Origin of the sequence: Sphingomonas antarctica (genome assembly GCF_965137005.1) — a bacterium.
In the GTDB taxonomy this organism is placed as follows: domain Bacteria; phylum Pseudomonadota; class Alphaproteobacteria; order Sphingomonadales; family Sphingomonadaceae; genus Sphingomonas_O; species Sphingomonas_O antarctica.
Genome location: NZ_CBCRXM010000005.1, coordinates 161078 through 186683, shown reverse-complemented (window position 1 = coordinate 186683; position 25606 = coordinate 161078). Strand labels below are relative to the sequence as shown.

26 protein-coding genes are annotated in these 25606 nt (G+C 63.0%); 9 read left to right on the top strand and 17 right to left on the bottom strand.

From position 1 onward, the window contains the following. Positions 1-281: 281 nt before the first annotated feature. Together ACM9ME_RS07885 and ACM9ME_RS07880 are read left to right on the top strand one after the other, a co-directional pair. Positions 282-1322 carry a PEPxxWA-CTERM sorting domain-containing protein gene (locus ACM9ME_RS07885; protein WP_415642908.1) on the top strand — a complete coding sequence of 347 codons (1041 nt, stop codon included), beginning with the start codon at positions 282-284 and terminating at the stop codon, positions 1320-1322. Between the two features lie 243 nt (positions 1323-1565). Beyond that, positions 1566-2228: a hypothetical protein gene (locus tag ACM9ME_RS07880; protein WP_415642907.1), complete on the top strand. Its 663-nt coding sequence runs from the start codon at positions 1566-1568 to the stop codon at positions 2226-2228. A gap of 188 nt (positions 2229-2416) precedes the next feature. On the opposite strand, the gene ACM9ME_RS07875 is transcribed toward ACM9ME_RS07880, so the two are convergent. Beyond that, a complete protein-coding gene (locus tag ACM9ME_RS07875) occupies positions 2417-4441 on the bottom strand; it encodes a M13 family metallopeptidase (protein ID WP_415642906.1) in 2025 nt (674 codons plus the stop codon). Positions 4442-4557: 116 nt separating this feature from the next. Here ACM9ME_RS07875 and ACM9ME_RS07870 point away from each other — a divergent pair, with 116 nt between their 5' ends. After that, positions 4558-4746: a hypothetical protein gene (locus ACM9ME_RS07870; protein WP_415642905.1), complete on the top strand. Its 189-nt coding sequence runs from the start codon at positions 4558-4560 to the stop codon at positions 4744-4746. A gap of 36 nt (positions 4747-4782) precedes the next feature. On the opposite strand, the gene ACM9ME_RS07865 is transcribed toward ACM9ME_RS07870, so the two are convergent. Continuing rightward, positions 4783-5514, bottom strand: coding sequence for a hypothetical protein (locus ACM9ME_RS07865; protein ID WP_415642904.1), 732 nt, complete (start codon positions 5512-5514; stop codon positions 4783-4785). 85 nt (positions 5515-5599) lie between these two features. On the opposite strand from ACM9ME_RS07865, the gene ACM9ME_RS07860 reads away from it, so the two are divergent. Both ACM9ME_RS07860 and ACM9ME_RS07855 read left to right on the top strand, forming a co-directional pair. Further along, positions 5600-6268: a hypothetical protein gene (locus ACM9ME_RS07860; protein ID WP_415642903.1), complete on the top strand. Its 669-nt coding sequence runs from the start codon at positions 5600-5602 to the stop codon at positions 6266-6268. A 16-nt stretch (positions 6269-6284) separates the two neighbouring features. After that, a complete protein-coding gene (locus tag ACM9ME_RS07855; protein ID WP_415642902.1) occupies positions 6285-7151 on the top strand; it encodes a DUF1838 family protein in 867 nt (288 codons plus the stop codon). 96 nt (positions 7152-7247) lie between these two features. Here the strand turns inward: ACM9ME_RS07855 and ACM9ME_RS07850 are convergent, their stop codons facing one another. Continuing rightward, entirely contained in the window at positions 7248-9731 is a 2484-nt protein-coding gene (locus tag ACM9ME_RS07850) for a TonB-dependent receptor (RefSeq protein WP_415642901.1), read from the bottom strand. A gap of 129 nt (positions 9732-9860) precedes the next feature. Between ACM9ME_RS07850 and ACM9ME_RS07845 the strand changes: the two genes are divergently transcribed. Genes ACM9ME_RS07845 through ACM9ME_RS07835 form a run of 3 tightly spaced genes read left to right on the top strand, consistent with a single transcriptional unit; the run spans position 9861 to position 11435 of the window. Continuing rightward, positions 9861-10166: a DUF1330 domain-containing protein gene (locus ACM9ME_RS07845; RefSeq protein WP_415642900.1), complete on the top strand. Its 306-nt coding sequence runs from the start codon at positions 9861-9863 to the stop codon at positions 10164-10166. Continuing rightward, positions 10159-10464, top strand: a complete 306-nt coding sequence (locus ACM9ME_RS07840; protein ID WP_415642899.1) for a YciI family protein — start codon at positions 10159-10161, stop codon at positions 10462-10464. Before ACM9ME_RS07845 ends, ACM9ME_RS07840 begins: the two co-directional genes overlap by 8 nt. After that, entirely contained in the window at positions 10458-11435 is a 978-nt protein-coding gene (locus ACM9ME_RS07835; protein WP_415642897.1) for a quinone oxidoreductase family protein, read from the top strand. Before ACM9ME_RS07840 ends, ACM9ME_RS07835 begins: the two co-directional genes overlap by 7 nt. Here the strand turns inward: ACM9ME_RS07835 and ACM9ME_RS07830 are convergent. The 9 genes from ACM9ME_RS07830 to ACM9ME_RS07790 are packed head-to-tail and all read right to left on the bottom strand — an operon-like array spanning position 11432 to position 19827. Further along, positions 11432-12319 (bottom strand): VOC family protein, encoded by an 888-nt coding sequence (locus ACM9ME_RS07830; protein ID WP_415642896.1) that lies wholly within the window; start codon positions 12317-12319, stop codon positions 11432-11434. The genes ACM9ME_RS07835 and ACM9ME_RS07830 overlap by 4 nt on opposite strands. Beyond that, entirely contained in the window at positions 12316-13065 is a 750-nt protein-coding gene (locus tag ACM9ME_RS07825) for an enoyl-CoA hydratase/isomerase family protein (protein ID WP_415642894.1), read from the bottom strand. The genes ACM9ME_RS07830 and ACM9ME_RS07825 overlap by 4 nt, the downstream gene beginning before the upstream one ends. Next, on the bottom strand, positions 13062-13913 hold the full coding sequence (locus ACM9ME_RS07820; protein ID WP_415642893.1) for a polysaccharide deacetylase family protein: 852 nt from the start codon (positions 13911-13913) through the stop codon (positions 13062-13064). The genes ACM9ME_RS07825 and ACM9ME_RS07820 overlap by 4 nt, the downstream gene beginning before the upstream one ends. Beyond that, entirely contained in the window at positions 13910-14710 is an 801-nt protein-coding gene (locus ACM9ME_RS07815) for an SDR family NAD(P)-dependent oxidoreductase (protein ID WP_415642892.1), read from the bottom strand. The genes ACM9ME_RS07820 and ACM9ME_RS07815 overlap by 4 nt, the downstream gene beginning before the upstream one ends. Next, positions 14710-15015 carry an REDY-like protein HapK gene (locus ACM9ME_RS07810; RefSeq protein ID WP_415642891.1) on the bottom strand — a complete coding sequence of 102 codons (306 nt, stop codon included), beginning with the start codon at positions 15013-15015 and terminating at the stop codon, positions 14710-14712. The genes ACM9ME_RS07815 and ACM9ME_RS07810 overlap by 1 nt, the downstream gene beginning before the upstream one ends. A 3-nt stretch (positions 15016-15018) precedes the next feature. Further along, on the bottom strand, positions 15019-16197 hold the full coding sequence (locus ACM9ME_RS07805) for an amidase (protein WP_415642890.1): 1179 nt from the start codon (positions 16195-16197) through the stop codon (positions 15019-15021). After that, the gene (locus ACM9ME_RS07800) at positions 16194-17540 is read right to left on the bottom strand and encodes a phenylacetate--CoA ligase family protein (RefSeq protein WP_415642889.1); all 1347 of its coding nucleotides are present in this window, start codon (positions 17538-17540) and stop codon (positions 16194-16196) included. The genes ACM9ME_RS07805 and ACM9ME_RS07800 overlap by 4 nt, the downstream gene beginning before the upstream one ends. Then, complete coding sequence (locus ACM9ME_RS07795) at positions 17537-18799, bottom strand: MmgE/PrpD family protein (RefSeq protein ID WP_415642888.1); 1263 nt, start codon at positions 18797-18799, stop codon at positions 17537-17539. The genes ACM9ME_RS07800 and ACM9ME_RS07795 overlap by 4 nt, the downstream gene beginning before the upstream one ends. Beyond that, positions 18796-19827, bottom strand: coding sequence for an MmgE/PrpD family protein (locus ACM9ME_RS07790; protein ID WP_415642887.1), 1032 nt, complete (start codon positions 19825-19827; stop codon positions 18796-18798). The genes ACM9ME_RS07795 and ACM9ME_RS07790 overlap by 4 nt, the downstream gene beginning before the upstream one ends. A gap of 227 nt (positions 19828-20054) precedes the next feature. Here ACM9ME_RS07790 and ACM9ME_RS07785 point away from each other — a divergent pair, with 227 nt between their 5' ends. Further along, positions 20055-20804: a GntR family transcriptional regulator gene (locus ACM9ME_RS07785; protein WP_415642886.1), complete on the top strand. Its 750-nt coding sequence runs from the start codon at positions 20055-20057 to the stop codon at positions 20802-20804. Position 20805: 1 nt separating this feature from the next. On the opposite strand, the gene ACM9ME_RS07780 is transcribed toward ACM9ME_RS07785, so the two are convergent. The 5 genes from ACM9ME_RS07780 to ACM9ME_RS07760 are packed head-to-tail and all read right to left on the bottom strand — an operon-like array spanning position 20806 to position 25576. Next, entirely contained in the window at positions 20806-21885 is a 1080-nt protein-coding gene (locus ACM9ME_RS07780) for a CaiB/BaiF CoA transferase family protein (RefSeq protein ID WP_415642885.1), read from the bottom strand. Continuing rightward, on the bottom strand, positions 21885-23075 hold the full coding sequence (locus ACM9ME_RS07775) for a CaiB/BaiF CoA transferase family protein (protein ID WP_415642884.1): 1191 nt from the start codon (positions 23073-23075) through the stop codon (positions 21885-21887). The genes ACM9ME_RS07780 and ACM9ME_RS07775 overlap by 1 nt, the downstream gene beginning before the upstream one ends. After that, positions 23072-24250 carry an acyl-CoA dehydrogenase family protein gene (locus ACM9ME_RS07770; RefSeq protein WP_415642883.1) on the bottom strand — a complete coding sequence of 393 codons (1179 nt, stop codon included), beginning with the start codon at positions 24248-24250 and terminating at the stop codon, positions 23072-23074. The genes ACM9ME_RS07775 and ACM9ME_RS07770 overlap by 4 nt, the downstream gene beginning before the upstream one ends. Positions 24251-24261: 11 nt before the next feature. After that, positions 24262-24771: a MaoC family dehydratase gene (locus ACM9ME_RS07765; RefSeq protein ID WP_415642882.1), complete on the bottom strand. Its 510-nt coding sequence runs from the start codon at positions 24769-24771 to the stop codon at positions 24262-24264. Beyond that, complete coding sequence (locus ACM9ME_RS07760) at positions 24764-25576, bottom strand: HpcH/HpaI aldolase/citrate lyase family protein (RefSeq protein ID WP_415642881.1); 813 nt, start codon at positions 25574-25576, stop codon at positions 24764-24766. The genes ACM9ME_RS07765 and ACM9ME_RS07760 overlap by 8 nt, the downstream gene beginning before the upstream one ends. Between the last annotated feature and the right edge of the window lie 30 nt (positions 25577-25606).

The following is a 25606-nucleotide window of genomic DNA, read 5'->3' as shown; positions in this document are numbered from 1 at the left end:
GGATTCCAGCCGTCAGCATTGGCCGTAATGGGTGGCTCGCGGCAAAGGCTCGGTCGGTCGAAGTGATAAGGCGCGGGTTGGATGTCGCTCGCGGCATGTATCGACCTTCGCTGGCCCCCGAACGTTGGTCAACCGACCTTTCGGCCATCCCCCGTCCGCGTCCCCCATCCGGGCGATACCCGTTCACGCGCACCGCAGATATCACGGTCTTAACTTGAAGGGGTGCCGCGGATTGAGACGCACCTCAGCCGTCACCAAAGCTAAAAACAAAGGGTCATGCTATGTCGTATTCAGTGTCGCCGAAAACCATCGTGTCAGGCCGTGCCGCGCGCAGTGCCGCGTTTGTCGCTGCTACGATGGCAATCGTCTCTGGCCTCTCGACGCCAGCCTTTGCCGGCTACTCGGTAGGGACTTTTGCCAATACCGGTCGGGGTTATGCCCGTGGCTGCGCGGCGGAATATAATATTGGCGGCACGGGCGCGCATTTCATTGTCAATGATGGCAGCGGCGGGCCTTGCGATCCGGACGCTTTTCTCAGCCAGCAAGGCGCGGTCGTCACGGTGAACGGCACGACCGACACAACCGGGACGCTGACGGCAGCATTCGATATGTCGAGTGTCGTCAGGCTGCCCGACGCAGCTTATGCCACATCGTCGGCCGATCTTGCCAAGGGCGAGGTTCACCTGTTCGCCAGTGCCACCGGCTTCAGTGGCGCGATCGCTCAGGCAAGCCTGAGCGATACGCTGCATTTCTCCGTCGCCGGCGCGGATGCCAACACCGTCACATATATTCCGGTCAGCTTTTCGTTCGATGGCACGATGCCCGGCACCAGTGATCCCGCGACGGCATCCGCCGAGCTTAACTACGGGTTCTATTTTGGAAATGCCTACACTTACGAATTCGGCGATTATGCCGCCGGATATTACGGCTATAATTCTCGATATCCGACCTTCATTTATTCCGGCGATCCCCGGGTCAGTGGCTGGGTCTCCTCTTCATTCGCGAGCTATAGCCCGCTCGATACGCGGTTCGCGGGTGTTTACGCGCTGACCGGAGCGTCAGGCGATATCCCGATCGACTTCAGCCTTGGGCTTTCCGCCAGCAATGTCGCGCTCGATTATTCCCACACCGGCAAGATTTCTATCGGTCATGTCGATGGCCTGTCGTTCACCTCGGACTCCGGTGTGTTCCTGAACGCTGTGGGCGGCGCAGTTCCGGAACCGGCCAGCTGGGCGATGATTATCGGTGGGTTCGGGATGATCGGCGCGGGGGTGCGCGGACGGCGGTCCATTTTCTCTAGTACCCAGATGCGCGTCTCCTGATGGGCCAGTCGAAACGCGCCGTAGCCGCCACCACATCTTTCGCCATCACGCCGGGCACAAGCTTTCGCGCGACGACAGGTTTGCGGAAGTGGCGCTCACTGACCTGTAAACGCGATGAGCATGTCAGAGGAAGGTCAGCAGACCAACTTGTCGTGCCCAAATCCGACTCGACCTGAATCACGGCATACACTGAATGCCACAGAAAATTTCGCGCGACGGAATCGCGCCTCAAGGGAGATTCTAATGAAGTTTTTTAGTATGCTCGGAGCAACGGCTCTCGTCACATTTTCCGCGACTGGGACGAACGCAGCGATAACGGTCAATATACGTGGACTCGGCAACAATGTCGTCGCGACGACGACGGGCTCGCTCGACCTGACAGGGCTCACGTTGGGCGCCAATACCTATTACCTCCAGACCGCTGTCGCTGGCTCTACCGGGTACATCGGCACGGGCGCCGGTAGCCACAACGTTAGCACCGACCCCTTCACGCTGCTCAGTGCCTATACAGGATTGACCGGGCCGGCATCGTTCGGTTCAGGACGCTTCACGAACGCCGATTCAGGTTCCAGCAACGCGTTCGGGCTGAACGCGTCGTCTTTTGGAAGCCCGTATATTTTCGTGCCGTTGGGCTATCTCAGCGGCACGTCGTTGGTATCGCGTGCCACGTTCCTCAACCAGACGATTGCCACCCTCGGATTGACCGCCGGCAGCTATATTTATGACAGTGGCATCGACAATGTTACGGTCAACATCGCCGGCATTGGTGCGGTACCCACATCTCCCGTTCCGGCGAAGGGAGCGAGCGATGCTCAAGTTCCGACAGATGAAGAGCTTGCAAAAGTTCGCCTCGGTCCACGTCAACGTCCACAATCACTTCAATCTGGAACGCCACGTCTTTGGTAGAGAATCCTACCAGGAACGCCGCTCCGCCGGCTCGGCCGAGTGGCAATCTCTCGCGAGCTAGGCCGCCGCCCTGAAAGACCGGGCTTCATCGTGTGGAGACGCGTTCGCATTAGACTGGCAGCAGCGCCAACCCTCCTCGAATTTGGTTAGCAAATCTCGAGGGTCGGGCGGCTAGACGTTTGGCAACGCTATCTCCAGACGCTGACGCGCTGTTCCGGTGGCAGGTACATGGCGTCGCCCGGCTTGACCCCGAACGCAGCATACCACGGCCCAAAATTGCGGACGATGCCGTTGACCCGGAATTTCTCGGGCGAATGCGGGTCGGACAAGAGCTGCTGACGCACCGCGCCTTCGCGCCGTTTGCCCTGCCACGCCTGAGCATAGGCGAGAAAGAATCGCTGGTCGCCGGTAAATCCGTCGATCACCGGCGGCTCACCATGCCGCGCGACATAGCGGCGATACGCGGCATAAGCAGTTTCGAGTCCGCCCAAGTCGGCAAGGTTTTCGCCGAGTGTCAGGCGGCCCTTGATCCGGGTGCCCGGGATCGGCTCATATTGGTCGAACTGCGCTGCGAGCCGATCCGCCTGGACGTTGTATTTTGCCGCCGCATCCTTGGTCCACCAATCGTGCAGCCGGCCCTTTTCGTCGAACTGCCGCCCCTGATCGTCGAACCCGTGACCCAGTTCATGCCCGATCGTCGTTGCGCCGGTTTCGGCATAGTTGACCGCGGGATCGGCATTGACGTCGAAAAACGGCGGCTGAAGGATCGCCGCCGGAACCGTGATCTGATTGAGGGTCGGATCGTAATAGGCATTCACCGTCTGCGGCGTCATCTCCCACAGCCCACGATCGACCGGATGCGGAAAGCGGGCGAGCTGAAGGCGCCACTGAAAGTCCTCGACCGCGATGTTGTTGGCGAGCGGATCGGTCCGGCTGACCGCCAGCGTCGCATAATCGATCCATTTCTTGGGATGGCCGACGCGCGGGTCGAACGTCGCCAGCTTGGCGAGCGCCGCGGCCTTGGTCGGCGCGTCCATCCAGCTCGCCGCTTCGATCTTGTCCTTATAGGCGGCGATCACGTCGGCAACGAGCTCGTCGGCCTTGGCTTGAGTTTCTGCCGACCAATAATGATCGACGTAAATCGCGCCGACCGCTTCGCCCAGTGCTGCATCCATGAAACCGATACCGCGCTTCCACCGCGCGCGCTGCTCCGGCACGTCATTCAAGGTCTTCGAATAAAAATCGAAATTGGCCTGGTCGAACGCGCGCGGCAGGAACGCCGCCTGACGGCTGATCAGGCGCGCGGTCAGCCATTCCTTCCACGTCGATAACGGCACGTCGCCCAGCCGTTTCGCGATAGCGGTAACCGCACTCGGCTCGGTCACATTCACTTTCACCGCGCCGCCCAAGCCCATGGCGGCGAGCGTCGCGGTCCAGTTCATCTCGGGTGCCAATTTGGTCAGTTCGGCGCGCGTCATCGGGTTGTGCGTCGCGACCGGATCGCGGCGGCGCTCGGGCGTCCACTGGTCCTGACTGATCCGCGTTTCCAGCGCGATGATCCGGTCGGCCTTGGCGGCGGCGTCGGTTATACCGGCGAGTTCCTGGATGCGGATCAGATAGGCGCGATACGCCGTGCGGATCGCGTCGTATTTCTCTCCGGACAGCAGGTAATAATCGCGCGTCGGCAGGCCGAGGCGCGCTTGCCCGGCATCGACCATGTAGCGCGTCGGATCGTCTGCGTCGGTCGAGATGTCGATGTTGATTGCCGAGGGATAGCCCGGCTTCATCATCAACTGGATCAACTGCTCACGCGTGCCGACCGCGTCGATTTTGGCCAACCACGGCTTGAGCGGCGCCAGTCCACGCGCTTCGATGCCCGCTTCGTCCATCCACGCAGCGTAGAAATTGCCGACACTGCGCGCGGCTGGCGTGTCGGGCTTGGCCGCGGCCTGTTCCACAATCTGGCGCACTTGCGCCAAGATCTCGTCGGGGAGGTCGTAATTATACCCCGCCCCGGTTTTGTCGGCCGGGATCGGGTGGTCACGCAGCCAGGTGCCGAGCGAATAGACATAGAAATCGTCGCCCGGCTTGACCGACGGGTCCATGTCCTGGAGTTCCAGTCCGAAGTTGCCATAGCGCGGCGTCGCCGCCTGCGCGGAAATGATCGTGGAAACGGACGCGAGGGCGAGGGTTAGCAAGGCGAAACGGCGCATGGTTCACTCCGGATAGGATAATGCCCGTCTAACAAGACATTGAGCACTCGCAAGATAGCGGCGACTGGCCGGGATCGCCGCTTCGCGCGGCCCGTTGCTTGCGTTATGGGCGAGTGATGATGACGGTATCAGCGATCGAACGGGCATTTGATCTGGCAAAATCGGGGCAATATCGCAGTGTGTCGGAAGTCATCCGGCGACTGCCGGCGCAGGACCGGCCAAGCGTTGAAGCGCATCTGGAACTGCCGGGCGCCAGACGAGAGCTTATTCTCATCTGCAGCGCGGCCTGGCTCGCCGCTGAGTAGATTCAAGTTCTTCGCAGACTAGCGCACTCGCGGGCTTCAAGGCGACTTCACAGCAGCGAACAAGCTTTCTGGTATGGCGGCGTTCACGATAGTCCGCGTCCAAAAGACTTCGTTCTGCTTCACGCCATTATAGCGCAACGTCACGTGACGCGCTTGCAGCCAGTCGGGATTTTTCAGGCGAACGAAGTCATCGTAAATCCGTTCGTGCCAACCGCGCGGGGTGGCAAAGGCCATTGTACGGATGGCGTAGGTTGCCTGGTCGATGCCGAACAGCGTGACGCCGCCTTCGGGATCGGTCAGGCGGAGCATGTACAGCGGGTGATTGGCGACCCAATCATCGGGCATTCGCTCCGCCTTGAAGCCCGCATCGGCGGCATGGCGGATGATGCCGAAACCAAAATTGGATGCCCAATAGGTGTCGGCCTCGGCCTTCGGCACGACGCCCTTGTCGTTCCACGTCATGACCCCGTCATAGCCGACCGTGAATAGCTGTTTCTGCCCGCTTTTGGCGATGATCCGCACCTTCCCTTCCGCGGCGTGGCTCGCCGAGCGGGCCGGATCGTAAACACGCCACATGCGGTAATCGTCGGCGCGCGAGGCGACCGTGCCACCGGTCGGGGCGTAGAATATCGCATGCCCGGACAGCGTCAGGGTTTTCGCCCTGGCCCAGGCCTCGCCGCCATGCGCCTTGGTGGCGCGAGCGAAAATGGCGGGAGCATCGAGCGGTGCGATGGCGACGGCAGCGGAGAGCGCGATGATTGCAAGCATGGTCCCTGCTTAACCCCAAAAATTTGTCCGGACAACTTGCGCGCGATGCTGACGCGGGTTAGCGTTTGCGGCAAGGGGACGTTCGATGAACCTGTTTGCCATCGCCATGCTTGCCAGCGCCGCGCCCGCTGTCCCGGTGCCGCCGATGGGTCCGCAAATCCTGACTAACGAAGAAGAAGTATATTTCGACCGTGAAGCGGGCCGCACTTCGGCGCCGTGGATCGGCATGCGCATCGAACTGGACGGCGGGACGACGTTCGTTGACGCGTTCGGCAAGGTCGTTCCCGCAGTGCGGAACGAGGGATCGGTGATTTCGGCGGACAAGACAGGCATCGTCGTTACGCTCGCTGGTGGCCGCAAGACCGCGCTGCGCCGCGCGCGTCCCGTCACCTGCTGGGCGTCGATCAAGAAGGATACGCCGAAGGCCGACGGGTCGGAGGACTGGTATTTCGTCAAGGATGTCCATCTGCACGATCAGGGCGGCCGCGCGCTGGTCGGCGACGGCGTTCCGGGTGTGAAGCCCGTGGTGCTTCGCCTACGCGACGTCACCTGGACGGGGTCCGCGCGGAGCAGCAATCGGCCCAGTCTGGTGCTGTATATCCATACGCCGGACCAGCCCGATCATGCGGTCAGCTATGTCTGGGCCGATCCGGGCGCGGCGCGGCTGGGCGTCAATCTGCGCTGGATGCAGGCGAGTTGCACCATCGACGGGCTCGAGCGAGGCGCGACCGGCAGTGAAACCAAAGCAAACTAAGGGGAGACCGACGACCATGAAACTGACCACGATCCTGCTGACCGCAACCGCGCTGGCGGCAACTTCGGCGAGCGCGCGAATGCTCGATCCCGCCAACCCCGCCGACGCGTTCGAAATTTCGAAGCGCGTTCAATGCGGCGCGGCGGACGGCGTCCCCGCAGTCTATCATTTCGGCGGCAAGGTCTATTCGCGCGTCGACGGCGAGCCCGACAAGTTGCTGTTCCTGGCTGAGGGTATGAACGTCCGCCAGTGCGTTGCGATCACCGACCCGGTTAAGGGCAAGGGCTATCGCCTCGTCAGCCGCGAAGTCCTGTTCTATCTCGACCCCAAGACTGGGCAGGTCCTGCGCCAATGGGCCAATCCGTGGACGGGCGAAACCGTCGACGTGATGCACGTCCATAACGATCCGGTGAACTCGCGCCCCAGCTTTGCCGACGGCAAGCCATCGACCATCCGCCGTGAGGGCCGTTACCTGATGATGCCGCTGGAGGCGCCGCTGTTCTACAAGAACCCGCTGGCTGGCGAGTATCAGGAATATGTCGGCGGCGATTATCACGCGATGGAGATTTTCAACTTCTTCATGGACGCGAACGAGATGCTCGATACCAAGAACCCGACCGCCTATCCCGGCGTGTCGTGGCAGCGCATTTCATACTGGCTGCCGTGGATGAAGATGCGCGGACGGCAGGGCACGTTGATCTTCACCGCGATGGGTTCGAAGCTGCACGCGTATGATGAGCTGCCCAAGGTCATCAAGGACGAGATCGCGCTGAATTACTCCGCTTACACCGCTCCGCCGGCTGGGGACGATGCGCGGCCGAACGATACGACCTGGACGGTGTTCAAGCGGATGGTCGACACTGAGCGGGCAGCCAAGAAGTGAGCTGAAGCGGCGCCTGGCAAGCGCCGCTTTTCGTGTTGTTGACCCTGTTTTAAAGAAGAAACGGCGCGCAGGTTTCCTTGCGCGCCGTTTGTTGTTTTAGAATTTGGCGGTGGCGATGATACCGAAGCGCCGCGCCGGGCGAAGGCCGGCGATGAAGTTGCGGCGCAGATCGTCGCCGGCATAGCGGATGATCTGCAGCACCGAGTCTTCGTTGAACGCGTTGCGGACATAGCCCTGCAGCTTGAAGTTCCTGCCCTCGATGCCCAGCCGCGCGTCGACCACGGTCGATCCGCCGGTACGGACGAAGTTCGTCACCTGTTCATAGTTGTTCGAGAGGAGGTTGACGTTGGCGCCTGCGAACACCGTCAAATCGCCGCCGACCGGATGCCGCCAGTCGAAATCGACAAAGAGGGTATTTTGGGGCGCACGCGGAATCTGCTTGCCGACGATCGAGCCATAGACCGAAACGCATGCGGCGGGCGCAGCGAATTGCCGCCCGGTCGAACAATCGATCAGGCCGTTGTCCGCGGCGTCGAGCAACACGCCGTAATTCTGATCGGTGCCGCTCGTAAACTTGCTCGCGGCCAAGGCGTAATTGGCGGTGACCGTCACGTCGCGGTTGGGCTTGACCGACAATGAAGCCTCGAATCCGTTGATGCGCGCATTCCCCGCGTTGCGGATCACCGAGACTTGGTTGAGGCCGCCGGTCGCGGGGTTGGTGACCAGAATCGCCTGGCTCAGCTGATAGCCGGTGATTTCGGTGCGGAACACCGCGAAGTTGGCGACGAGCACGCCGCCCATGAACGTGTTCTTGTTGCCGAACTCGTAAGTCTTCGACCGTTCGGGATCGAAGGTCGGCACGCCAGCGATCAACGCCAACCCGCCGTTGAAGCCCCCCGGCTTTTCACCTTCGGCATAGATGCCGTAAAACAGGTTGTTCGGCGTCGCTTGCCAGTCGAGTGTGACCCGCGGCGTGAACCGCTTATAGGTCCGCGACGGGCTTGCCACCGGCGTCGGTGCAGCCTGTCCCTGAACGTAGTTTTGGAGCGACTGCTCGAGCTTTTCGGACGCATACCGCCCCTCGGCGCTAAGGCTCAGCGTGTCGGTAAACTTGTATTCGATCGATCCGAATGCCGCGATGTTGCGGGTTTGAGCGTAAGTAGTGTTGCGGTCGGGCGTCGCAATTGAAATAGGAGTGCCCGGAACGGCGCGAACACACCCGGTGATGGATGCGCAGAATTGAGCGAACTGGATAACGGCCGCAGCTTGCGCCTGTGCCAGTGCGTCGGCGGGCAGCACCCGGTCGTCGAAATTGTCGATCTTCTGCTTGAAATAATAACCCCCCAGCAGAACCTTCAGCGAATCGGAGTGATATTGCAGCCGGACTTCCTGCGAATAGTCGCGCAGCTTTTCATGCGTCGAATTGGTGAAATCGGTCGCCGCGCCGGCGTTGATGACCGAATAAACCCCGCCGCCGATCGGGAACGACCCGAAAATGCCCTGCTGGAAACCCAGCCCATTATAATCGCCGTCGAGCTTCACGTCGTAGATGCGGTGGTTGTAGCCGGTCAGCGAGGTGATCGTGAAACTGTCCGACAGGTCGCCATCGATCCGAAAGGCGGCGTTGAACGTCTTGGTCCGCGTGCCGTCAACATCGGGGCTGGTGAAGCGGCGCGTATAATCGCTGGTCGCCTGGCGCGGCTGCAACACGCCGCAGAAATAACGGCCGACGCCTTTATATGCGCTGCCATTGTCGCGGAAGCAGTTGTTCTCGTAGGTGCTGGTCGCGAAGATCGCCGGCTGGCCGTCCTTCGAATTGTTGTAATTACCGCGCAGGCTGGCGCGGATCGGGCCGCCATCGTCGTACTTCAGCATGGCCGAGACCGAACCGGTACGCTGCGCGCCGAGGCGTCCACCGTTGAACGCGTTGCGGAACTCGCCTTTGTCCTTGAAGTAGCGACCATTGACGATAAAGCCGAGGCCTTCGCCGATCGGCCCGCTGATCCCCGCCGTCAGGTCGTAGCGGTCATGTTCGGACACATCGGCCTGCACGCGTCCGGACAAAGTGTCGCCCGGCGTTTTGGTGACGATGTTGATCGCCCCCGAATAGGTATTTCGTCCATAAAGCGCCGATTGCGGTCCCTTGATGACCTCCATCCGGCCGATGTTGTATGTATCAAAGTCGGCCAGCGAGCCCGAATAATAAATGCCGTCGATAAAGTATGCGACGCCCGAAAAGCCGTTGATATTAGCTTGGCCGCGGATCACCGGCCGGTCACCGCCCGAACGCCCAAAACTGTTGTCGAGGACCAGGCCCGGCGTTGTCTTCGAAATGTCGGCGACACTGGTCAGGCCCAATTTGTCGATCGTCGCGGCGGTGGCGACGGCGACAGTCGTCGGCGCGTTCTGCAGCTTTTCATCGAATTTGCGCGCGGTGACGATGATGTCGGCGGGATTATCGACGTTGTTGCTATTGTCTCCGGCGGGAGCCGAAGTGCCGGTCCCGGCCCCCTGGGCCGCAGCCATCGCTGGTGTGATCACGGTCGCCGCGAGCAACGCGGCACGCAAAAACGTCTTCATAGCTTTGTCCCCATCCCTATCCCTTGCCTATAATTTGAAGCCGGAAAATAATTTGTCCAGACAAATTATTTGCACCCTGAACGAAGCGCGGTAAGTGTTGCGGCAATGTAACAATCTCGAGGACCGCCGATGCCCGCTTATATGATCGTCACGGCCAAGATTGCCGATCGCGAGGCCTTTATTCACGGCTATGGCGCGGCGGCGGCAAAGCTGGTGGAGAAATATCGCGGCCGTTATGTGCTGCGTGCGCCGGGGGCAGAGTTGCTAGAAGGTGATTTTGGCGATGGCGCGTCGATGGTGATTTCCGAATGGCCCGACAAAGCGGCGGCGCGGGCGTTCTGGAACTCGCGGGACTATGCCGAGGCGAAGACAATGCGCGCAGGCATCGCCGATGTACAGGTGCTGTTGATCGAGGCGCTGCAAATCAATGGCTGAGACGCTGTGGGCGATCTGGTCCGACGACACCGCCGATGCGCTGCACCTGCGCCGCGAGCATCTGGCTGCGCATCTCGCTTATGCGGAGACGATCGTTGACCGGATTGCCGTCGGCGGGCCGCTGCGCGACGGCGACACCGATCTCGGCTCGCTGATCCTGTTGCGCGTCGATAGCCAAGCGGAAGCGCGGACTATATTGGAAAACGACCCCTATTATCGTGCGGGCGTGTGGACCAACATCCAGATTCGTCCGTTTCGTGCCGTGATCGGCGACTGGGTAGGAGGCAAGACATGGTGAGTGCACGTACAGCCCGGATTGCGGCGACCGGCGGGCCCGAGGTGATCGAATTTGTTGATACCGATCTGCCCGCGCCGGGGACGGGTGAGGTGCGCTTTCGTTCGGCTGCGGTCGGGCTGAATTTCATCGACACCTATCACCGCAAAGGAATTTATCCGTTGCCGCTGCCGAGCGGGCTGGGACTCGAGGCGGCGGGGGTCGTCGAGGCGGTGGGCGATGGCGTGGACCTCGCAATCGGCACACGCGTCGCGACGTTCGGCCCGGCGCTCGGTGCTTATGCGACAACGCGCAACGTCGCCGCAGCGTCGCTATTCGCCATTCCCGACGGTGTTTTGGACGAACTGGTGGCGGCGGGACTGCTCAAGGCGTGCACGACCGAGTTTCTGGTCGAACGCTGCGCCAAAGTGCAGCCGGGCTGGTGGTGTCTGGTCCATGCCGCGGCGGGCGGCGTCGGGCTGATGCTGGTGCAGTGGCTCAAACATGCCGGGGCCAACGTCATCGGCACGGTTTCGACCGAGGACAAGGCTGCGGCGGCGCGCGCGGCGGGGGCGGATCACGTCATCCTCTACACGCAGGATCCGGTCGCGCCGAAGGTGCGTGAATTGACCGGCGGGGCCGGCGTGCGCGTGACGTTCGACGGGGTCGGCATGGCGACGTGGGAGGCGTCGCTCGACAGCACTGGGCGGCGCGGGCTGATCGTCAATTACGGCAATGCCGATGCGCCGGTCGGCGGGGTCAACCTCGGCATCCTCGCGCAGAAGGGGAGTCTCTACAACACCCGCCCGACGCTGTTCGATTATTACACCACGCCCGAAGAGCGCGCCGCCGGAATTGCGCGCGTGTGGGATATGCTGGGCAGCGGCACGATCAAGGTGACGATCGGCCAGACGTACGCATTGGAAGACGCGGCACAGGCGCATCGCGATCTGGAAGGGCGCAAGACGACCGGCAGCACGGTGCTAACCGTCTAAATCTCGACCAATTCCAGCAGCTCCCCCGCCGGCCCGCGCACGGTCGCCGTACGCCTGCCATCATAGGGATTGCCGCTGCGGATGGCGGGCGGCGAAATCCAGTCGAGCTCAAGCGCATCCAGACTCTCCACCGCCAGCGTCACCAGCGCATTGCCCGGAGGTAGCATTCCATCCGCCACCGGGCGTGCAGCAGCGGCGGGCGGATATTGGTCGATCTCGGCAATCGGCATGCGGCCCTTCTGCGCCATGGTGATCGTCGATGGCGTGCCGTCGGGCAGCCCGAACGCCTTGTTGATCATGGTATATTCGATCGTGTAGCTGCCGCCTTCGTCGAGCTTCAGGCGGTCGCGATACCAGGCGACGGTGCTTTCCCGGTCCGCCGTGCCGAGGATGACGATGAACACCATGTCGACGGCGGATGCGGCGCGCGGCAGATCGCTGGTCGGCGTGTCCTCCCGCACTTCGTTGAGATAGATCATCTCGCCGCCGCGCCCGACCATCTGCATCGCCACGAAATAGGGCAGGCCCGGGATTTCGCGCGGGAGCCCCACGATCTCGAAGCCCGTCCCCGTGAGCTTGTCGGGCCAGCCGAACACGTCGTGCACGCTGATCTCGAACGCGTTCCAGCCGAAGGTCGTGGTCGGGCGATAGCCAGGCATGGCAGGCTGCTCGACCAGCCGGATCGTCGACGGCGCGCCGCTAGGCGGGCGGAGCGCCGCATAACGCGCGCCGGCGACACCCGGGGCAGCCCAGCTGTGGGCGAGCGCGGCATCGACCCGCCCGCGCTCGGCCAGCTCGAAGCCGAGCACACCGGAATAATCCTCGATCGCCCGGTCGAGCTCGGGCACCGTCGCCAGCGCGCCGATAATCTGGCCATGGTTCATCGGAACTGCGCCTTTCGCTTCTCAAGAAACGCGCTCACCCCTTCGGCGAAATCGTCGCCGTCAAAAGCCCCCGCGAACATCGCGCGCGTGGCGTCATCGTCTTCAGCCTGTCCGTCGAGGATGCGGCGGACCATCGCCTTGGTTTGGCGCTGCGAATGGCCCGATTGGGCGACGATCTGCGCGATGCGGTCATCCGGGCTAGCGGCAATCGCGTCGATCAATCCGATCGCCAGCGCTTCCTCGGCACCGATCAGTACGCCCGTGTAGAGCAGCCGCTTGGCTTTGGCGGGGCCGACCTGATCGACCAGCAATTTGGTGTCGTGCAGCGGATAGACCAGCCCCAGCTTGGCGGGCGTGATTCCGAACCGCGCCCGCGCTGTCGCCACGCGCAGGTCGCATGCCAGCGCCAGCCCGCAACCACCGCCCACGCAATCCCCGTCGATGAAGGCGACGGTCGGTTTATCGGCCCGCGCCAGATCCTGCTGCGTCCGGTTGATCGCCGCCTGATTGGCCGCGCGCCAATCGGGATCGCGTGCGCCCGCGGCAAATTCGCCGATGTCCGCCCCTGCGCTGAACATGCCGGGCGTGGCGGAGGCGAGCAGGATCGCGCGTGCGGGCGACGCTACCGCCTCGGCGATCAGCGCCGGAAACGCGTCCCACATCGCCTGCGTCACCGCGTTGCGCTTTTCCGGTCGGTCGATCAGCAGCCGGGCAACCGCGCCGTCGATTTCCAGCCGCAGCGTCACAGCACCACCTGCGCAATCTCGCGCCGCGTCGCGAACCACACGCCATCATGTCTGCAGACGTGCTTCAGAAATTCGTCCAGCGCCCAGATCCGCCCCGGCCGCCCGATGATGCGCAAATGCAGCCCCAAGCTCATCATCTTCGGATCGCCCGCCACCCCTTCGGCATAGATCCAGTCGAACGCCCGCCGCGCATAATCCAGCCAATTGGCCGGAGTATAGGCCGGGTCGGTCCACATCTTCATGTCATTGGTATCGAGCTGATACGGTACGATGGCGATGCGCTTGCCCGGCACCGTCGCCCCATCGACGAACGGCACGTCGCCCGAATAATCGTCCATGTGATAATCGAACCCCGCCTCGATCAGCAGGCGGCGGGTGTTGTCGGTGTGGAAGTAACGCGACAGCCAGCCATAGGGCCGTGTGCCGGTGGTGCGCTCGATCGATGTCACCGCCTTGGCGATGAAGTCGCGCTCGGCCGCCTCATCCATCTTGAACTGGTGCACCCAGCGATAGCCGTGCGACACCGGCTCGTCGCCGCGGTCGCGGATCGCTGCACCGATCTCGGGATGGTTTTCGAGGGACATTGCCGCAACGGTCCAGCTCGCGCGCACATCATGCTTGTCGAGCAACGCCACCACGCGCGGTGCGCCCGCCTTAATGCCATAGAGATAGTTGGATTCATTGCCGTAGTTGCGGATCGGCGACTTGATATGGATGCCCAGCTCGTCGACCGGCTCCATCCCCCGGTCGCCCCGCGCGACGGTCATTTCCGAGCCTTCCTCGACATTGACGACGATCGACAGCGCGATCTTCGCGCCATTCGGCCAGTCGATGCGCTCGCCCCTCAATGCATTTCCTCCCCGCCGGAAACGTTGATCGCCTCCCCGGTAATGTAGCTTGCCTCGTCCGAAGCCAGCCACGCGCAGGTCGCGGCGGTATCGCTTGCCAGCCCCGGTCGTCCCATCGGGTTCCGCGCGGCCATGTTGGCGAGGTAGGCGGCAACGCTTTCGAAGCCGAGGAGCTTGGAAAAATACTCGTTCTGGTCGCTGCCCAGGCCGGTGGTGACATGATTGGGGCAGATCGCGTTGACGGTGATGGCGTGCTTGCCGAGCTCGATCGCGCTGGTCCGCGTCAGGCCGATCATGCCGTGCTTCGAAGACACATAGCTGGCCATGTGCGGAAAGCCGGTCTTGGCGGCCTGCGATGCGATGTTGATGATCCGCCCGCCTTTGCCCGCCGCGACCATCACCTTCGCGGCCGCCTGGGTGCAATAGAACGCGCCCGACAGATTGACGCCGATTACCTCGTCCCAATCGGCGGGATCGACCTCCAGCAGCGGCTTCATCATGAACCCGATGCCGGCATTGTTGACCAGAATATCGACGCCGCCGAACCGATCGACCGTCTGGTCGATCAACTCGCGACACTCCTCCACTCGCGCCACATTGCACGCAATCTCCGCAACCTCGGCCCCGCGTCCGCGCAATTCCTCCGCCACGTCGAGCGCCTGAGGCGTGATACGCTGATCGCTGACTACGCAATTCGCGCCTTCGTCGGCAAAGCGCTGCAGGATCGCCGGGCCCAGGCCCTTTTCCCGCCCCGCGCCGGTGACGACGATGGTCTTGCCGGAAAAGCGGCCGGCCATCACAGATCCTCGGTCAAGATGAATTGCGGATTGTCGGCGAAATCGCCGAATGCCGCGGCGACCTTCTGGAATTTCGGGTCGCTGACGTCCGCGACAAACGGGTCCATGCCGTGAATGTCGATGATTTCGACATACTCATATGGCGGCTTGGCGTCCGACCCGAACAGGCCTGTCGCCTTGTGCACCGTGAATTTCGCAACCGAACCGAGCGCGTTGACGCCGGGAATGTCGCTGCCGCGCGCCCATGCTTCGTAAACGGCGGCATCGAGGCCGGATTTCAGGTTGAACAGCACGACGATACGCATGGCTCAGGCTCCTTCGGGTAACTGCGCACCACCCAGCACGGGGATGAGCGTGCGGGCGAGGTCGATCAATGATTGCTCGCTGTGCGGAGGGCCGACAAGCTGGATCGAAACGGGCAGCCCGGTTTCGTCACGCCCGGCAGGAATCGCGAGCGCCGGTAGCCCGGCAATGTTGGCGATGCAGGTGAAATCCGCCTGGTTGGATGGCGCACGCGTGCCGTGCGCGAACGCGGCTTGCGGCGCGGTGGGCGTGATCAGCACGCCATCGTCGCCGATCGCCGCGAGCAACGTCTCTCGCGTGCGCGCCAGCACATCCTCGCGCGGTTCGGCCCTGCTCGTGAGGTCGAGCAGGAAACGAAGTTCGTCGGAAATCGCCGTCGCAGGCAGCGCGCGCCAATCGCCCAATTCGGCCGCGAGCCATTGCCCGGCGGCGACGAAGCCGGCCATGCGGATGGCGGTGGGATCGTCGAGGAGGGTGATCGCGGCCGTCTTGGGGAGGGCGTCGAGCGCGCAGTTCAGCGCCGTCGTGACAGCGGGCTGGGTGTCGACGGGGTAGTTCTCCAGCCGCAGCATCCGAACCATGGGGCGGTTTCCAAAGGGTCCGGCTCCTTCGCTCATCACCCCCCAAACCCGCGCCAAAATATTCAGGTCGCGCGCCAATGGTCCGATACAATCGAAGCGAGGCTCGAGCATTGCCAGTCCGTCGTTCGAAATCGCACCGTTGGTCGGCTTCAGCCCGTAAACGCCGTTATACGCCGCCGGGATGCGCACGCTGCCCAGCGTATCGGTGCCCAGCGCCACGTCGCACAGCCCCGCCGGGATCGCCGCCCCGCTGCCGCCGGAACTGCCGCCCGGCGTGTGGCCGATGCGGTGCGGGTTGTGCGTGCGGCCGTAAAAGACATTGTCGGTCGTCGCGCCCAACGCCGCCTCATGCATGTTGAGACTGCCGAGGATCGCTGCGCCTGCAGCGCGTAGCCTTGTCACGACCTCCGCGTCGCGGGCGGCGATGCGATCGCGATACAGCCCCATGCCGCCAGTCCACGGCAGGCCTGCGACCATAATGTTCGATTTGACGCCGATAGTCAGGTCGGACAGCGGACCGTCTCCGAACGCGGCAGCTTCATCCCAATCGACGAAGGCGTTCAGCGGGGCGTTGCGCGTTTCGAGGTCGCCCCAATCGATCACAGCGCCCGCTCGTCCACCAGCCGGATCGGCTTTTGCCGGCTGTCGATCTGCGTCGCCGCCGCCGTCCCGCCGGGATCGCACAGGGCGACACCAACCTCGACCCCCAGCCCCTGCCGCAGCAGCGCCGCCAACTGACCGACGTCGGTCCCGCCGCGGCTCTCGATCGTCACCACCATCTCGTCACGTCCGCTCTCACGGCGCAGGTGACAGACATATTCGCCGGTCAGGTCGGCGCGGTTCTCGAGCAGCGCGGCGATGGCGTGGGGGAACAGGTTGATGCCGCGCAATTTGACCATATTGTCGCTGCGGCCCTTGAACCCGGCGATGCGCTTGAATGCTAGCGCCCCCCGTCCACCCAGTTCATGCGTAATGTCGTGCGTGTTAAAGCGGATGCACGGCGCGATATCATCCTTGAAAAGGCAAGTGACGACCATGTCGCCGGTGCCGCCTGCGGCAACCGGCTGGCCGTCGTCGACGCCGAGCAATTCGAGATATTGCGCGTCTTCCCACACATACAGCCCGTCGCGCTCCGGACCTTCGCCCGCGATGCTGCCGGTGTCGCCGACGCCGTACCAGTCATACGCCTTCGCCCCGCCCCATGCGTCCTCGGTCGCCTTACGGTCCTCGGTGCCGAGATGGCCGATGATCATGCGCAGCTTGATTTGCTCGGCCAGGCCCTCGGCTCCGGCCACCTCGGCCAGCTTCCTGATGTAATCGACAAACCCGACCATCACGCTGACGTTGAAATCGGTCAGCAACCGCACCTGCGCCGCGCTGCGCGTTTCGATGCCGGTGCCCGCGCTGAGGAATAGCGAACTGGTGAAATGCGTCACGGCTTCGCGGATGTAATGGCCGCCATTGATCATGCCGTGCCCGTAAACCGACTGTACCACATCGTCGGGGCGCAGACCCATCCAGCGGTACATCCGCCCGACCAGCAAATTGGTCAGCTCGCGGCCCTTGGGTCCGAACATCAGCGGCTGGGGGCGACCCGTCGTGCCGCTGGTGGTATGGAAGACCACCGAACTGTCGCCGCGACCATCGAAATCGCCATAAGGCGGGTGGTCGTTGACCGACGCCATCAGGTCGGTCTTGTCGTACACGGGCAGCTTGCCGATGTCGTCGAGGCCGCGGATATCGCCGGGTTCGATGCCCTTTTCGCCCCACAGCCGACGGTAAAACGGGATTTCCCACCCACGCGCCATCAACCGGGTGAAGCGCGCCTCTTGAATGCCGCGCAGTTCGTCGCGTGACATTTTCCCGTAAGCCGCGACCAGATCGAGCGGGTAATCGGTGAGCATCGCCTTGGCATCGAACGCCTCGAAATAGGTCGAATGGCTCATTGCACCCCCGCAAAATAACCCAACGGTGCTGTGAATAACCGCTCATCCGGAATTTGTCCGGACAAATCTTTGGCTAACGTCATTTTTGCGAGGTTTTGCACAGAGGACAATGATGAGGCTGGACTACCCAAGGTGTCCGCAACGACGATCTCGACGCCATCGATCACCAGCCGCTGCGGTGACAGCGCGTTCGGATCGGGATTGCCATCGACGACGATCGCGACTTTCGCCGCCAGCGCCGCCAATGCCGGATCGGTAAACGCCGCCGGAGTAAAGCGACGCGGGTCGATCTCTCCATCCGTCAGCATCAACGCGACGAGGAACGGCAGACATAGTCGTGCATAAGCCGGGGTCATGGCGGACATCATCGGCCGGCCGACAAGGCGGTAAACCAGTGGCGGGACATGCGCCTCGATCCTCTCGATTTTGCTGTCGCGACCCTGCAGCGCGCCGAGGACACCATGGCTCGCGCGCCCGCTGGGATACGGCTTGGTGCTGATCTCCGACACCCGCCACACGTGCCCGAGATCGCGCGTGTACGTCGCCAGATCGCCCGCCTCGAACAGCGTGAAATAGCCATATGGGCCTTCGAGCGCGTCGTGCGGCCCGGTAAAGCCGGCGCTTGCCATATCTGCCGCAGCCACTGCCGCGCGCGCCGCATTCGCCACCTGAAAGGGCAGCGCGATAGATCCCTCGACATGCGCCTGCATTGTCCCCGCGCAAGACGAATAAGCCAGCCCAAGCGTGTCGGCCATCGGTGCGCCGGTCACCCGCGCGACCGCCAAGGCCGCGCCGATCACGCCCGCTGTCGCGGGACGAAAGAAGGTCAGTGGACTGGTCGCGGCAAGGCCCAGCCCACTCGCAATATCGACCCCGATCGCCAGCGCGATCAGCGCGTCGTCCGGATTGCATCCGCCCATCCGGTCGACCACCGCGCCCAGCGCCGCCGTGACCACGCTCATCGCGTGCACCACTGCCGCCTCATGCACCGCGTCCCATTCGAGGCAGTGGATGCGGTATCCATTGACGAAGGCGGCGCTTGCAGCTGGGAGGCGCTCGGCGCTGCCAAGAAGCCGCGCCTCGCCGGCCGCACCCCAGCCACGCGCGACCGCAAGGATCGCGTCCGCCCCCGGTGCGCTCGCTCCGGCGGCGCCAACCGCCAGCGTGTCCGCCAGCAAACGGACGGCATCGTCACGGACCTTCGGCGGCATAAGGTGATCGGCTGCGGCAAATGCGAGTAGTGCGGCGGTGGCGGTCACGCCAGCCACTCTTCGAGCATGGTCACGACCGCCGCGGCATCGTCTCCGCGCAATGCCAGCTCCGCCGCACGATCCGCTTCGCTCGCGGGCAGACCGCCCCACGCTGCGAGCATGTGCATCTTGGCGACGATCTCCGCTTCGCCGACCGGGCGCTCAGGGTCGCCGCGACAGTCCTGCAACTCCAGCCCGTTCACCCGCGCCCCGAAATGCGCGGGGTAGCGCGCGGTGATCTCCGGGTCCTCGGCTACGCTGACTTGCGCGCGGAGCAGTGCGAGAGCGGCGATCGCCTCGGGCGTGAAATCGGCGGGCGTCGCGTCGCGCCCGTCGGCGATCACCGCCACCGCATGCTGAAGGGAAAATTTGGCATCGGTCTCGGTCACCGGATCGGGTCGATCGCAAAATGTCAGCGCATCGGCATAGGTTTCCACATGAAACGGCGGCGTCACCCTACCCGCCGCACGCAGCTCTAATGCACAATCGATCGCCGGATGCGCGTGACGGCACGCCGCCCACGGCTTGAAACTGACCTCCTCGATCCGCCAGCCATCACCCAACACCAACGGTTTGGGGTCGCGGCAGGTTGCCGCGTAAAGGCCTTGTGGACCTTCGAGGATGGCGGCGGGCCCCGTCATGCCAAACTTGGCCATGTAAGCGGCAAATTTGCCATTGCTGCTCGCAGTCGCCGTATGCCAGAATTTGGTCATGACTTGCTCGGCGCGAAATTGCCAAAGTCCGCCTGTCGTGGATGCCGCGTTACCCATGGCCGCTAGAAGTTGGCACGCAGATAGTTCGTACACAGAACCCGCGGCAGCAGCCGATCCAAATGGACCTGTCGTCGCAGTATTATGAAAGTGCGAATAATGAAGGGCGTCGAGGGTCGAGCCAACGGCGATCATGCTTTCATAGCCTTGCACCGCCCCATCCAGCACAGCGGACAGGGCAGCGCCCACTTCGGCGCCAGCGATCAAGACGGCGGACCAAATGACCGGTCCGGGATGCAATAGCGCACTCCGGTGCACATCATCCATCTCTAAAACACTACCCAACCAAGCGGCACGATAGGTGGTGTCCAAATCGGCGCGTCGAATGATCTCGCCAATCTCACTTCCTCGCGCGCCCGCGACGCACGCCAGCCAATCCAGCAAATGCAGCCGCGCCCTTGTCCGGACAAATTCTGGCACGGGGCGTTGCAAATGATGCGCCAGCCGCGCGATAAGCGGTTCGTCGCTCATCGGGCCACCAGAGGAGAGAATGATTGGCAATCGCCGCCCCGACCAAAAAACGCGCGACGAAACCCCGTTACCTGCAACTCGCCGACGAACTGCGCGATGCGGTCATGCGCGGCGACTTTCCCGACGGCTTTCCCACCGAACAGGTGCTGACCGATCGCTACCACGTGTCGCGCTTCACGATTCGAGAGGCGTTGCGGACGTTGATGGGCGAGGGTTTGATCACCCGTCGGCGCGGTTCCGGCACGACGATCATGGCCTCGGCGCAACGCGGCGGCGCGCTGCACCAGCCGATGAGCAATGTCGGCGAATTGCTGCAATACGCCCGCGACACGCGCTTCGAATTTGAACGCACGCATGACGATTTCGGCATGCCGCCCGCGATCGAGGAAGCGATCGGCCTTGAACAGCCGGGGCGCTGGTTGCGCTTCCACGGCATCCGCCACGATGCTGATGGCAAGCCCATCGCCCAGACCCACGCCTTCATCCACGATCGTCTCGAACACATCGTCGATGACATTCGGCCGGAAAACGGGACGATTTTCAGCCAGATCGAAAACCTCGCCGGGATTCGCATCGCCAGCGTGACTCAGGATATTCAGGCGTGCGCCGCGGACACGGAACTGGCGGAGACACTGGAAATCGAGCCGGGCGACCCGGTGCTGCGGATCATCCGCTGTTATCTCGATGCCGCCGGGCAAACCTATGAGGTGTCGGCCAGCTATCACCCCGGTGCGCGCTTTGCCTATGCCATGCACCATGAGGTCGGGCGCTAAACTAGCCACGCCCCAGCTCCGGCGCTTCGCGCGGTTGCCATGCGGTGCCTGCAAAACGGATCGCCGGAGCGAGATGGTGCGCCCCGTCGGCCTCAACCCATAACTCGCGCTCGGCGACATGCGGCTGTTCCAGCGCTTCACGAAAATCGAGCACCGGCGCAAAGGCGACATCCTTATCGGCAAACCATGTCACCCATTTGTCGCGAGTCCTGCTCGCGAATGTCGTCTGTAGAAAGGAAATCAGTTCGTCTTGCTCGCCAGCCGGGCGGTCCGCATGGGCGATAAGGTCCGCGCGGCCAAACGCGGTCAGCAAATTGCGCGCAAACTTCATCTCACGGCCGCCGAGGCAGATATGTTTGCTATCGGCAGTTTCATAAACTTGGTAGAATGCAGCACCGCCCAGTGATCGCTGGCTGGAGGATTTTGGGCTTTCGCCACCGGCGATAGCACCGCCCGCGGTATGCGCGCACCACGGCAGCAGGCTGTCGAACATCGCACAGTCGATCGCCGCGCCTTCACCCGTCCGCTCGCGCCCGATCAGCGCCATCAGCACCGCCGACAGGGCTGTCAGCCCCGCCGCCATGTCCGCACTCGCCGCTCCGGGAACGACCGGCGTGCCATCCGGTCCGTCATTGACCGACAGGAACCCTGCCAGCGCCTGCACCGCCATGTCGTGCGCAGGATGATGCGCCAGTGCGCCCTGCTGACCAAAGGCCGAGATCGAGCAATAGATCAACCTAGGCTTTTTCGCCCGAACCGTCGCGGCATCGAACCCCAGGCGCGCCATCACCCCGGGCCTAAACCCCTCGACCAGCACATCCGCCTCGTCGATCAGCGCCCACAATGCCGCCTTGCCCTCGACGCTTTTCAAGTCGAGCACGACCGATTTTTTGCCGCGGTTGAGATTGCGGAACCACACCGACTGCCCTGCTTCGAACGGTGCCTGTTCGCGCGCCGGATCGCCTGCGGCCGGTTCGACCTTGATTACCTCCGCGCCCTGGTCCGCCATCATTAGCGTCATCATCGGCCCCGGCAGGAATTGCGTCAGATCGACAACGCGGATGCCGGTCAGCTGACCCACTATACCGTCCCGGCAGCGCGCAGTTCGGCAATATCCTGCGCATCCAACCCGATCTCGCCCAGGATTGCGTCGGTGTCTGCACCCAATTTGGGGCTGGCGCGGTTGGGCAGGCGCGCGCCGTCGCGCTTGATCGGATTGGCCAGGATGCGCAATCCATCGGGCTTGTCGGCGTGCGTCACGGTGTCGATCATGTCCGCCACACGCGGATTGTCGAGCGCCTGATCGATCGCGAATACCGGCGCAACGGGCAATTTGCCGCCCAACCCCACGACCCAATAGGCGGTCGGATGTTGCAGGAAAATGCCGTCGAGAATGACGGTCAGCGCCTCACGATTTTCGAGCCGCGCCGGAATGGTCGCGAAGCGCGCATCGTCCTTCAAGTGCGGCGCGCCGATCGCGTCCGCCAGGATGGCCCAGAATTTGGGCAGCTGCGCCATGACGAACACCCAGCCATCGGCGGTGCGAAACGTCTGGCTCGGCGTCACGCTGGGGTGCGCTGAACGCGGCGCGCGCCCGGTAACGAAGCCTTCGTTGAGGTACCACAGCGCCGGATAGCTGGTCTGGTGCAGCGCCGCGTCGAGTAGCGATATATCCCAATCGCGCCCGATCCCGGTCGCGCGCGCTTCCATCAGCCCCGCGAGCGTCGCGGTCGCCAGCATCGTCCCAGTCATAAAATCGACCATCGACAGCCCGAAGCGCGTCGGCGGATCCTCGGGCGCGCCGGTGACCGACATGAACCCGGCCTCGGCCTGCGCCAGATAATCATAGCCGGGCCACGACGCGCGTTCGCCGGCCCGGCCGTAAGCGGATGCATGGACGCAGGTGATGGCGGGATTGATATCCTTCAGCGCGTCATAGGTCAGACCGAGCTTCGCCGGCAGGTCGCCACGCGCATTGTTGGTGACCGCATGCGCCGTCGTGACCAGCTTCCGAAAGATTGCCTGCCCCTCCGCCACCCGCAAATCGAGCGTCAACGACCGCTTGTTGAGGTTGAACGTCTGGTAAAACAGGCTGTCATTTTCGCCGAGGTAGAACGGCCCCGCCCCCCGCGCGCTGTCACCGCCTTTTGGCGGTTCGATCTTGATGACCTCCGCTCCCAGCTGCGCGAGAAACATCGTGCCATAGGGTCCGGCACCATATTGCTCGGATGCCAGGATGCGGGTGCCGGTAAGAGGAAGCGCGTCGGTCAAATGGGGTTGGCCTTCAGCCATTGTTTGGCGACGATCATCCGCTGCATCTCGTTGGTGCCCTCGCCGATGCACATCAGGATCGAATCGCGATAATAGCGTTCGATCTCATACTCCTTCGAATAGCCATAGCCGCCATGGATGCGCAGCGCCGTTTCGCTGTTCTTGACCGCCGCTTCGGAGGCGAAATACTTCGCCATGCCGGCTTCCATGTCGCACCTTTCGCCGCGGTCATAGGCCGCCGCCGCGTCGAACGTCAGCAGTCGCGCCGCGCGCGCGCGCGTCACCATTTCGCCGAGATAGAGCTGGATCGCCTGATGGTCAGCGATCTTCTTGCCCATCGTCTCGCGCAATTGCGCATATTCCGTGGCGAGGCGTAGCGATCCTTCGGCCAGTCCGACACCGCGCGCGGCAACATTGATCCGCCCCAATTCCAACCCGCCCGTGGCCTGGAAGAACCCCTGCCCCTCGATGCCTCCGATCAGGTTGGCTGCGGGAATGCGATAATCCTCGAACAGCAATTCGGCGCTGTCGATGCCTTTATAGCCCAGCTTCTCAAACTTCTGGCCGGTGGTGAAACCGGGACCCTTGGGCGCGATCATCAGGCTCATGCCCTTGTAGCGCGGGCTGGCCTTGGGATCGGTCTTGACGAGCAGCGCGAAGCACGACCCCTCAATCCCGTTCGAAATCCACGTTTTGGTGCCATTGATGACGTAATCATCGCCGTCGCGGACCGCGGTCATACGGATCGCCTGCAGGTCGGTGCCGGCATTGGGCTCGGTCAACGCCAGGCCGCCGCGAATGTCCCCGCTGGCGAATTTGGGCAGCCACTCCCGCTTCTGATCTTGGGTGCCGAAGCGTTCGACAGCCGCAGCCATGATCAGATGCGAATTAAAGATGCCGGTGATCGCCATCCAATAGGACGATATGTGCGCGACGATCTTCGCATAGGTCGTGGCGGGCAAACCCAGCCCGCCATAGTCCGCGCTGATCGTCGCGCCGAACAGGCCCATATCGGCCATTTGCGCCACCAGTTCGGCCGGCCAGATGTCGTCGTGATCGTGATGCATCACAACCGGGCGCACTTCTTTTTGCACCCAGCGGTCGATCGAATCGAGCAAGGCGGCTTCTTCGTCCGCATCCATTTCGGGGCGGGCGGTAGACGGGGCTGTGATCATGCTCGACATCCTCAATCGTCCATCGCGCCGAAGCCACGCTTCCACACGAGGACGGTTCGCTTGTAATGGCTGACGACCTTGCCATCCTGGTTCTTGCCGACAGTCTTGAAGGTCACGATCCCCTGGTCGGGACGGCTCTTGCTCTCGCGCTTTTCCAGCACTTCGCTTTCGCAATAGAGCGTGTCGCCGACGAACAGCGGGTGAGTCATGCGGACTTCGTCCCAGCCCAGATTGGCGATCGCTTTTCCGCTGGTATCCGACACGCTCATCCCCGTCATCAACGCGATGGTGAACGGGCTGACGACGAGCGGCTTCCCGAACTCGGTCTTCTTTGACAATTCATAATCGAAATGCGCCGGATGCGTGTTCATCGTCAGCAGCGTGAACCATACATTGTCAGCGTCGGTGATGGTCCGGCCGGGACGATGCTCATAGATATGGCCGACCTCGAATTCCTCGAAGTAGCGCCCTTGCACCTCGCGGAAGCGCCCGGGGGCCACCTCGATCACGCCGTCACGCATTCAGTTTCTCCAGTTCCAAAATCCGGCGGTATCGCGCCATCACCGGCGCTTCGAGCATCTTGCCATTATGCCGCACCGCAGCTTCGCCAGCCGCGGCGTAAACCGCCTCCGCCTCATGCGCTTCCGTCACCTCGTCGGCGGTGGGCCGCATCACCTGATGGACGACTGGCACATGTTTGGGATGAACCACCGATTTGGCGGTGAAACCCATGGCTTTCACGCGAGCGACATCGGTGGCCAGGCCATCGAGATTGTCGAGGTCGAGATACGGCACGTCGACGCTGGCGATCCGCGCCGAAGCACAAGCCATGACGATTTGCGCGCGCGCCGCATAGAGCGCGTCCCAGCTCATCTCGACGCCGAGCTCGCCCGCAAAATCGGCTCCACCAAGCATGATCCCGGCAACTCCGGGCGCGCGGGCGACCGCATCGGCCTGGCGCAACCCGCGCACCGTTTCGATCAGTGGCAGTAACGCGACCTGCGGTCCAAACGCGGCGTGCACGATTTCAAGTTCGGCGGCACTTTCGACCATTGGCACCATTACAAAAGGTGGCGGGATGGTCGCATCGCCGATCGCCCACAAATCGGCGAGACCATGCCGCGTCCGCACCCCGTTGACGCGAATCCCGAGGCGCGTATCGCCCATCGCAGCGAGCGCGGAAGCGCGAGCCGACTCCTTATCCGCCGGGCCAACCGCGTCTTCCAGATCGATAACGACGATGTCAGCCCCCGACGCCAAAGCCTTGGCAAACCGTTCGGGACGGCTTCCGGGCACAAACAACAGGCTTTGAAACGCTTTCAACATCGACCCCCGTAATAGCCTCTAAATTTGTCC

Bases quoted from the DNA above. Each gene is read 5' to 3' on its own strand.
- ACM9ME_RS07885 (WP_415642908.1), top strand. From the start codon at position 282: ATGTCGTATTCAGTGTCGCCGAAAACCATCGTGTCAGGCCGTGCCGCG.
- ACM9ME_RS07880 (WP_415642907.1), top strand. From the start codon at position 1,566: ATGAAGTTTTTTAGTATGCTCGGAGCAACGGCTCTCGTCACATTTTCC.
- ACM9ME_RS07875 (WP_415642906.1), bottom strand. From the start codon at position 4,441: ATGCGCCGTTTCGCCTTGCTAACCCTCGCCCTCGCGTCCGTTTCCACG.
- ACM9ME_RS07870 (WP_415642905.1), top strand. From the start codon at position 4,558: ATGATGACGGTATCAGCGATCGAACGGGCATTTGATCTGGCAAAATCG.
- ACM9ME_RS07865 (WP_415642904.1), bottom strand. From the start codon at position 5,514: ATGCTTGCAATCATCGCGCTCTCCGCTGCCGTCGCCATCGCACCGCTC.
- ACM9ME_RS07860 (WP_415642903.1), top strand. From the start codon at position 5,600: ATGAACCTGTTTGCCATCGCCATGCTTGCCAGCGCCGCGCCCGCTGTC.
- ACM9ME_RS07855 (WP_415642902.1), top strand. From the start codon at position 6,285: ATGAAACTGACCACGATCCTGCTGACCGCAACCGCGCTGGCGGCAACT.
- ACM9ME_RS07850 (WP_415642901.1), bottom strand. From the start codon at position 9,731: ATGAAGACGTTTTTGCGTGCCGCGTTGCTCGCGGCGACCGTGATCACA.
- ACM9ME_RS07845 (WP_415642900.1), top strand. From the start codon at position 9,861: ATGCCCGCTTATATGATCGTCACGGCCAAGATTGCCGATCGCGAGGCC.
- ACM9ME_RS07840 (WP_415642899.1), top strand. From the start codon at position 10,159: ATGGCTGAGACGCTGTGGGCGATCTGGTCCGACGACACCGCCGATGCG.
- ACM9ME_RS07835 (WP_415642897.1), top strand. From the start codon at position 10,458: ATGGTGAGTGCACGTACAGCCCGGATTGCGGCGACCGGCGGGCCCGAG.
- ACM9ME_RS07830 (WP_415642896.1), bottom strand. From the start codon at position 12,319: ATGAACCATGGCCAGATTATCGGCGCGCTGGCGACGGTGCCCGAGCTC.
- ACM9ME_RS07815 (WP_415642892.1), bottom strand. From the start codon at position 14,710: ATGGCCGGCCGCTTTTCCGGCAAGACCATCGTCGTCACCGGCGCGGGG.
- ACM9ME_RS07810 (WP_415642891.1), bottom strand. From the start codon at position 15,015: ATGCGTATCGTCGTGCTGTTCAACCTGAAATCCGGCCTCGATGCCGCC.
- ACM9ME_RS07800 (WP_415642889.1), bottom strand. From the start codon at position 17,540: ATGAGCCATTCGACCTATTTCGAGGCGTTCGATGCCAAGGCGATGCTC.
- ACM9ME_RS07790 (WP_415642887.1), bottom strand. From the start codon at position 19,827: ATGGATGATGTGCACCGGAGTGCGCTATTGCATCCCGGACCGGTCATT.
- ACM9ME_RS07770 (WP_415642883.1), bottom strand. From the start codon at position 24,250: ATGATCACAGCCCCGTCTACCGCCCGCCCCGAAATGGATGCGGACGAA.
- ACM9ME_RS07765 (WP_415642882.1), bottom strand. From the start codon at position 24,771: ATGCGTGACGGCGTGATCGAGGTGGCCCCCGGGCGCTTCCGCGAGGTG.
- ACM9ME_RS07760 (WP_415642881.1), bottom strand. From the start codon at position 25,576: ATGTTGAAAGCGTTTCAAAGCCTGTTGTTTGTGCCCGGAAGCCGTCCC.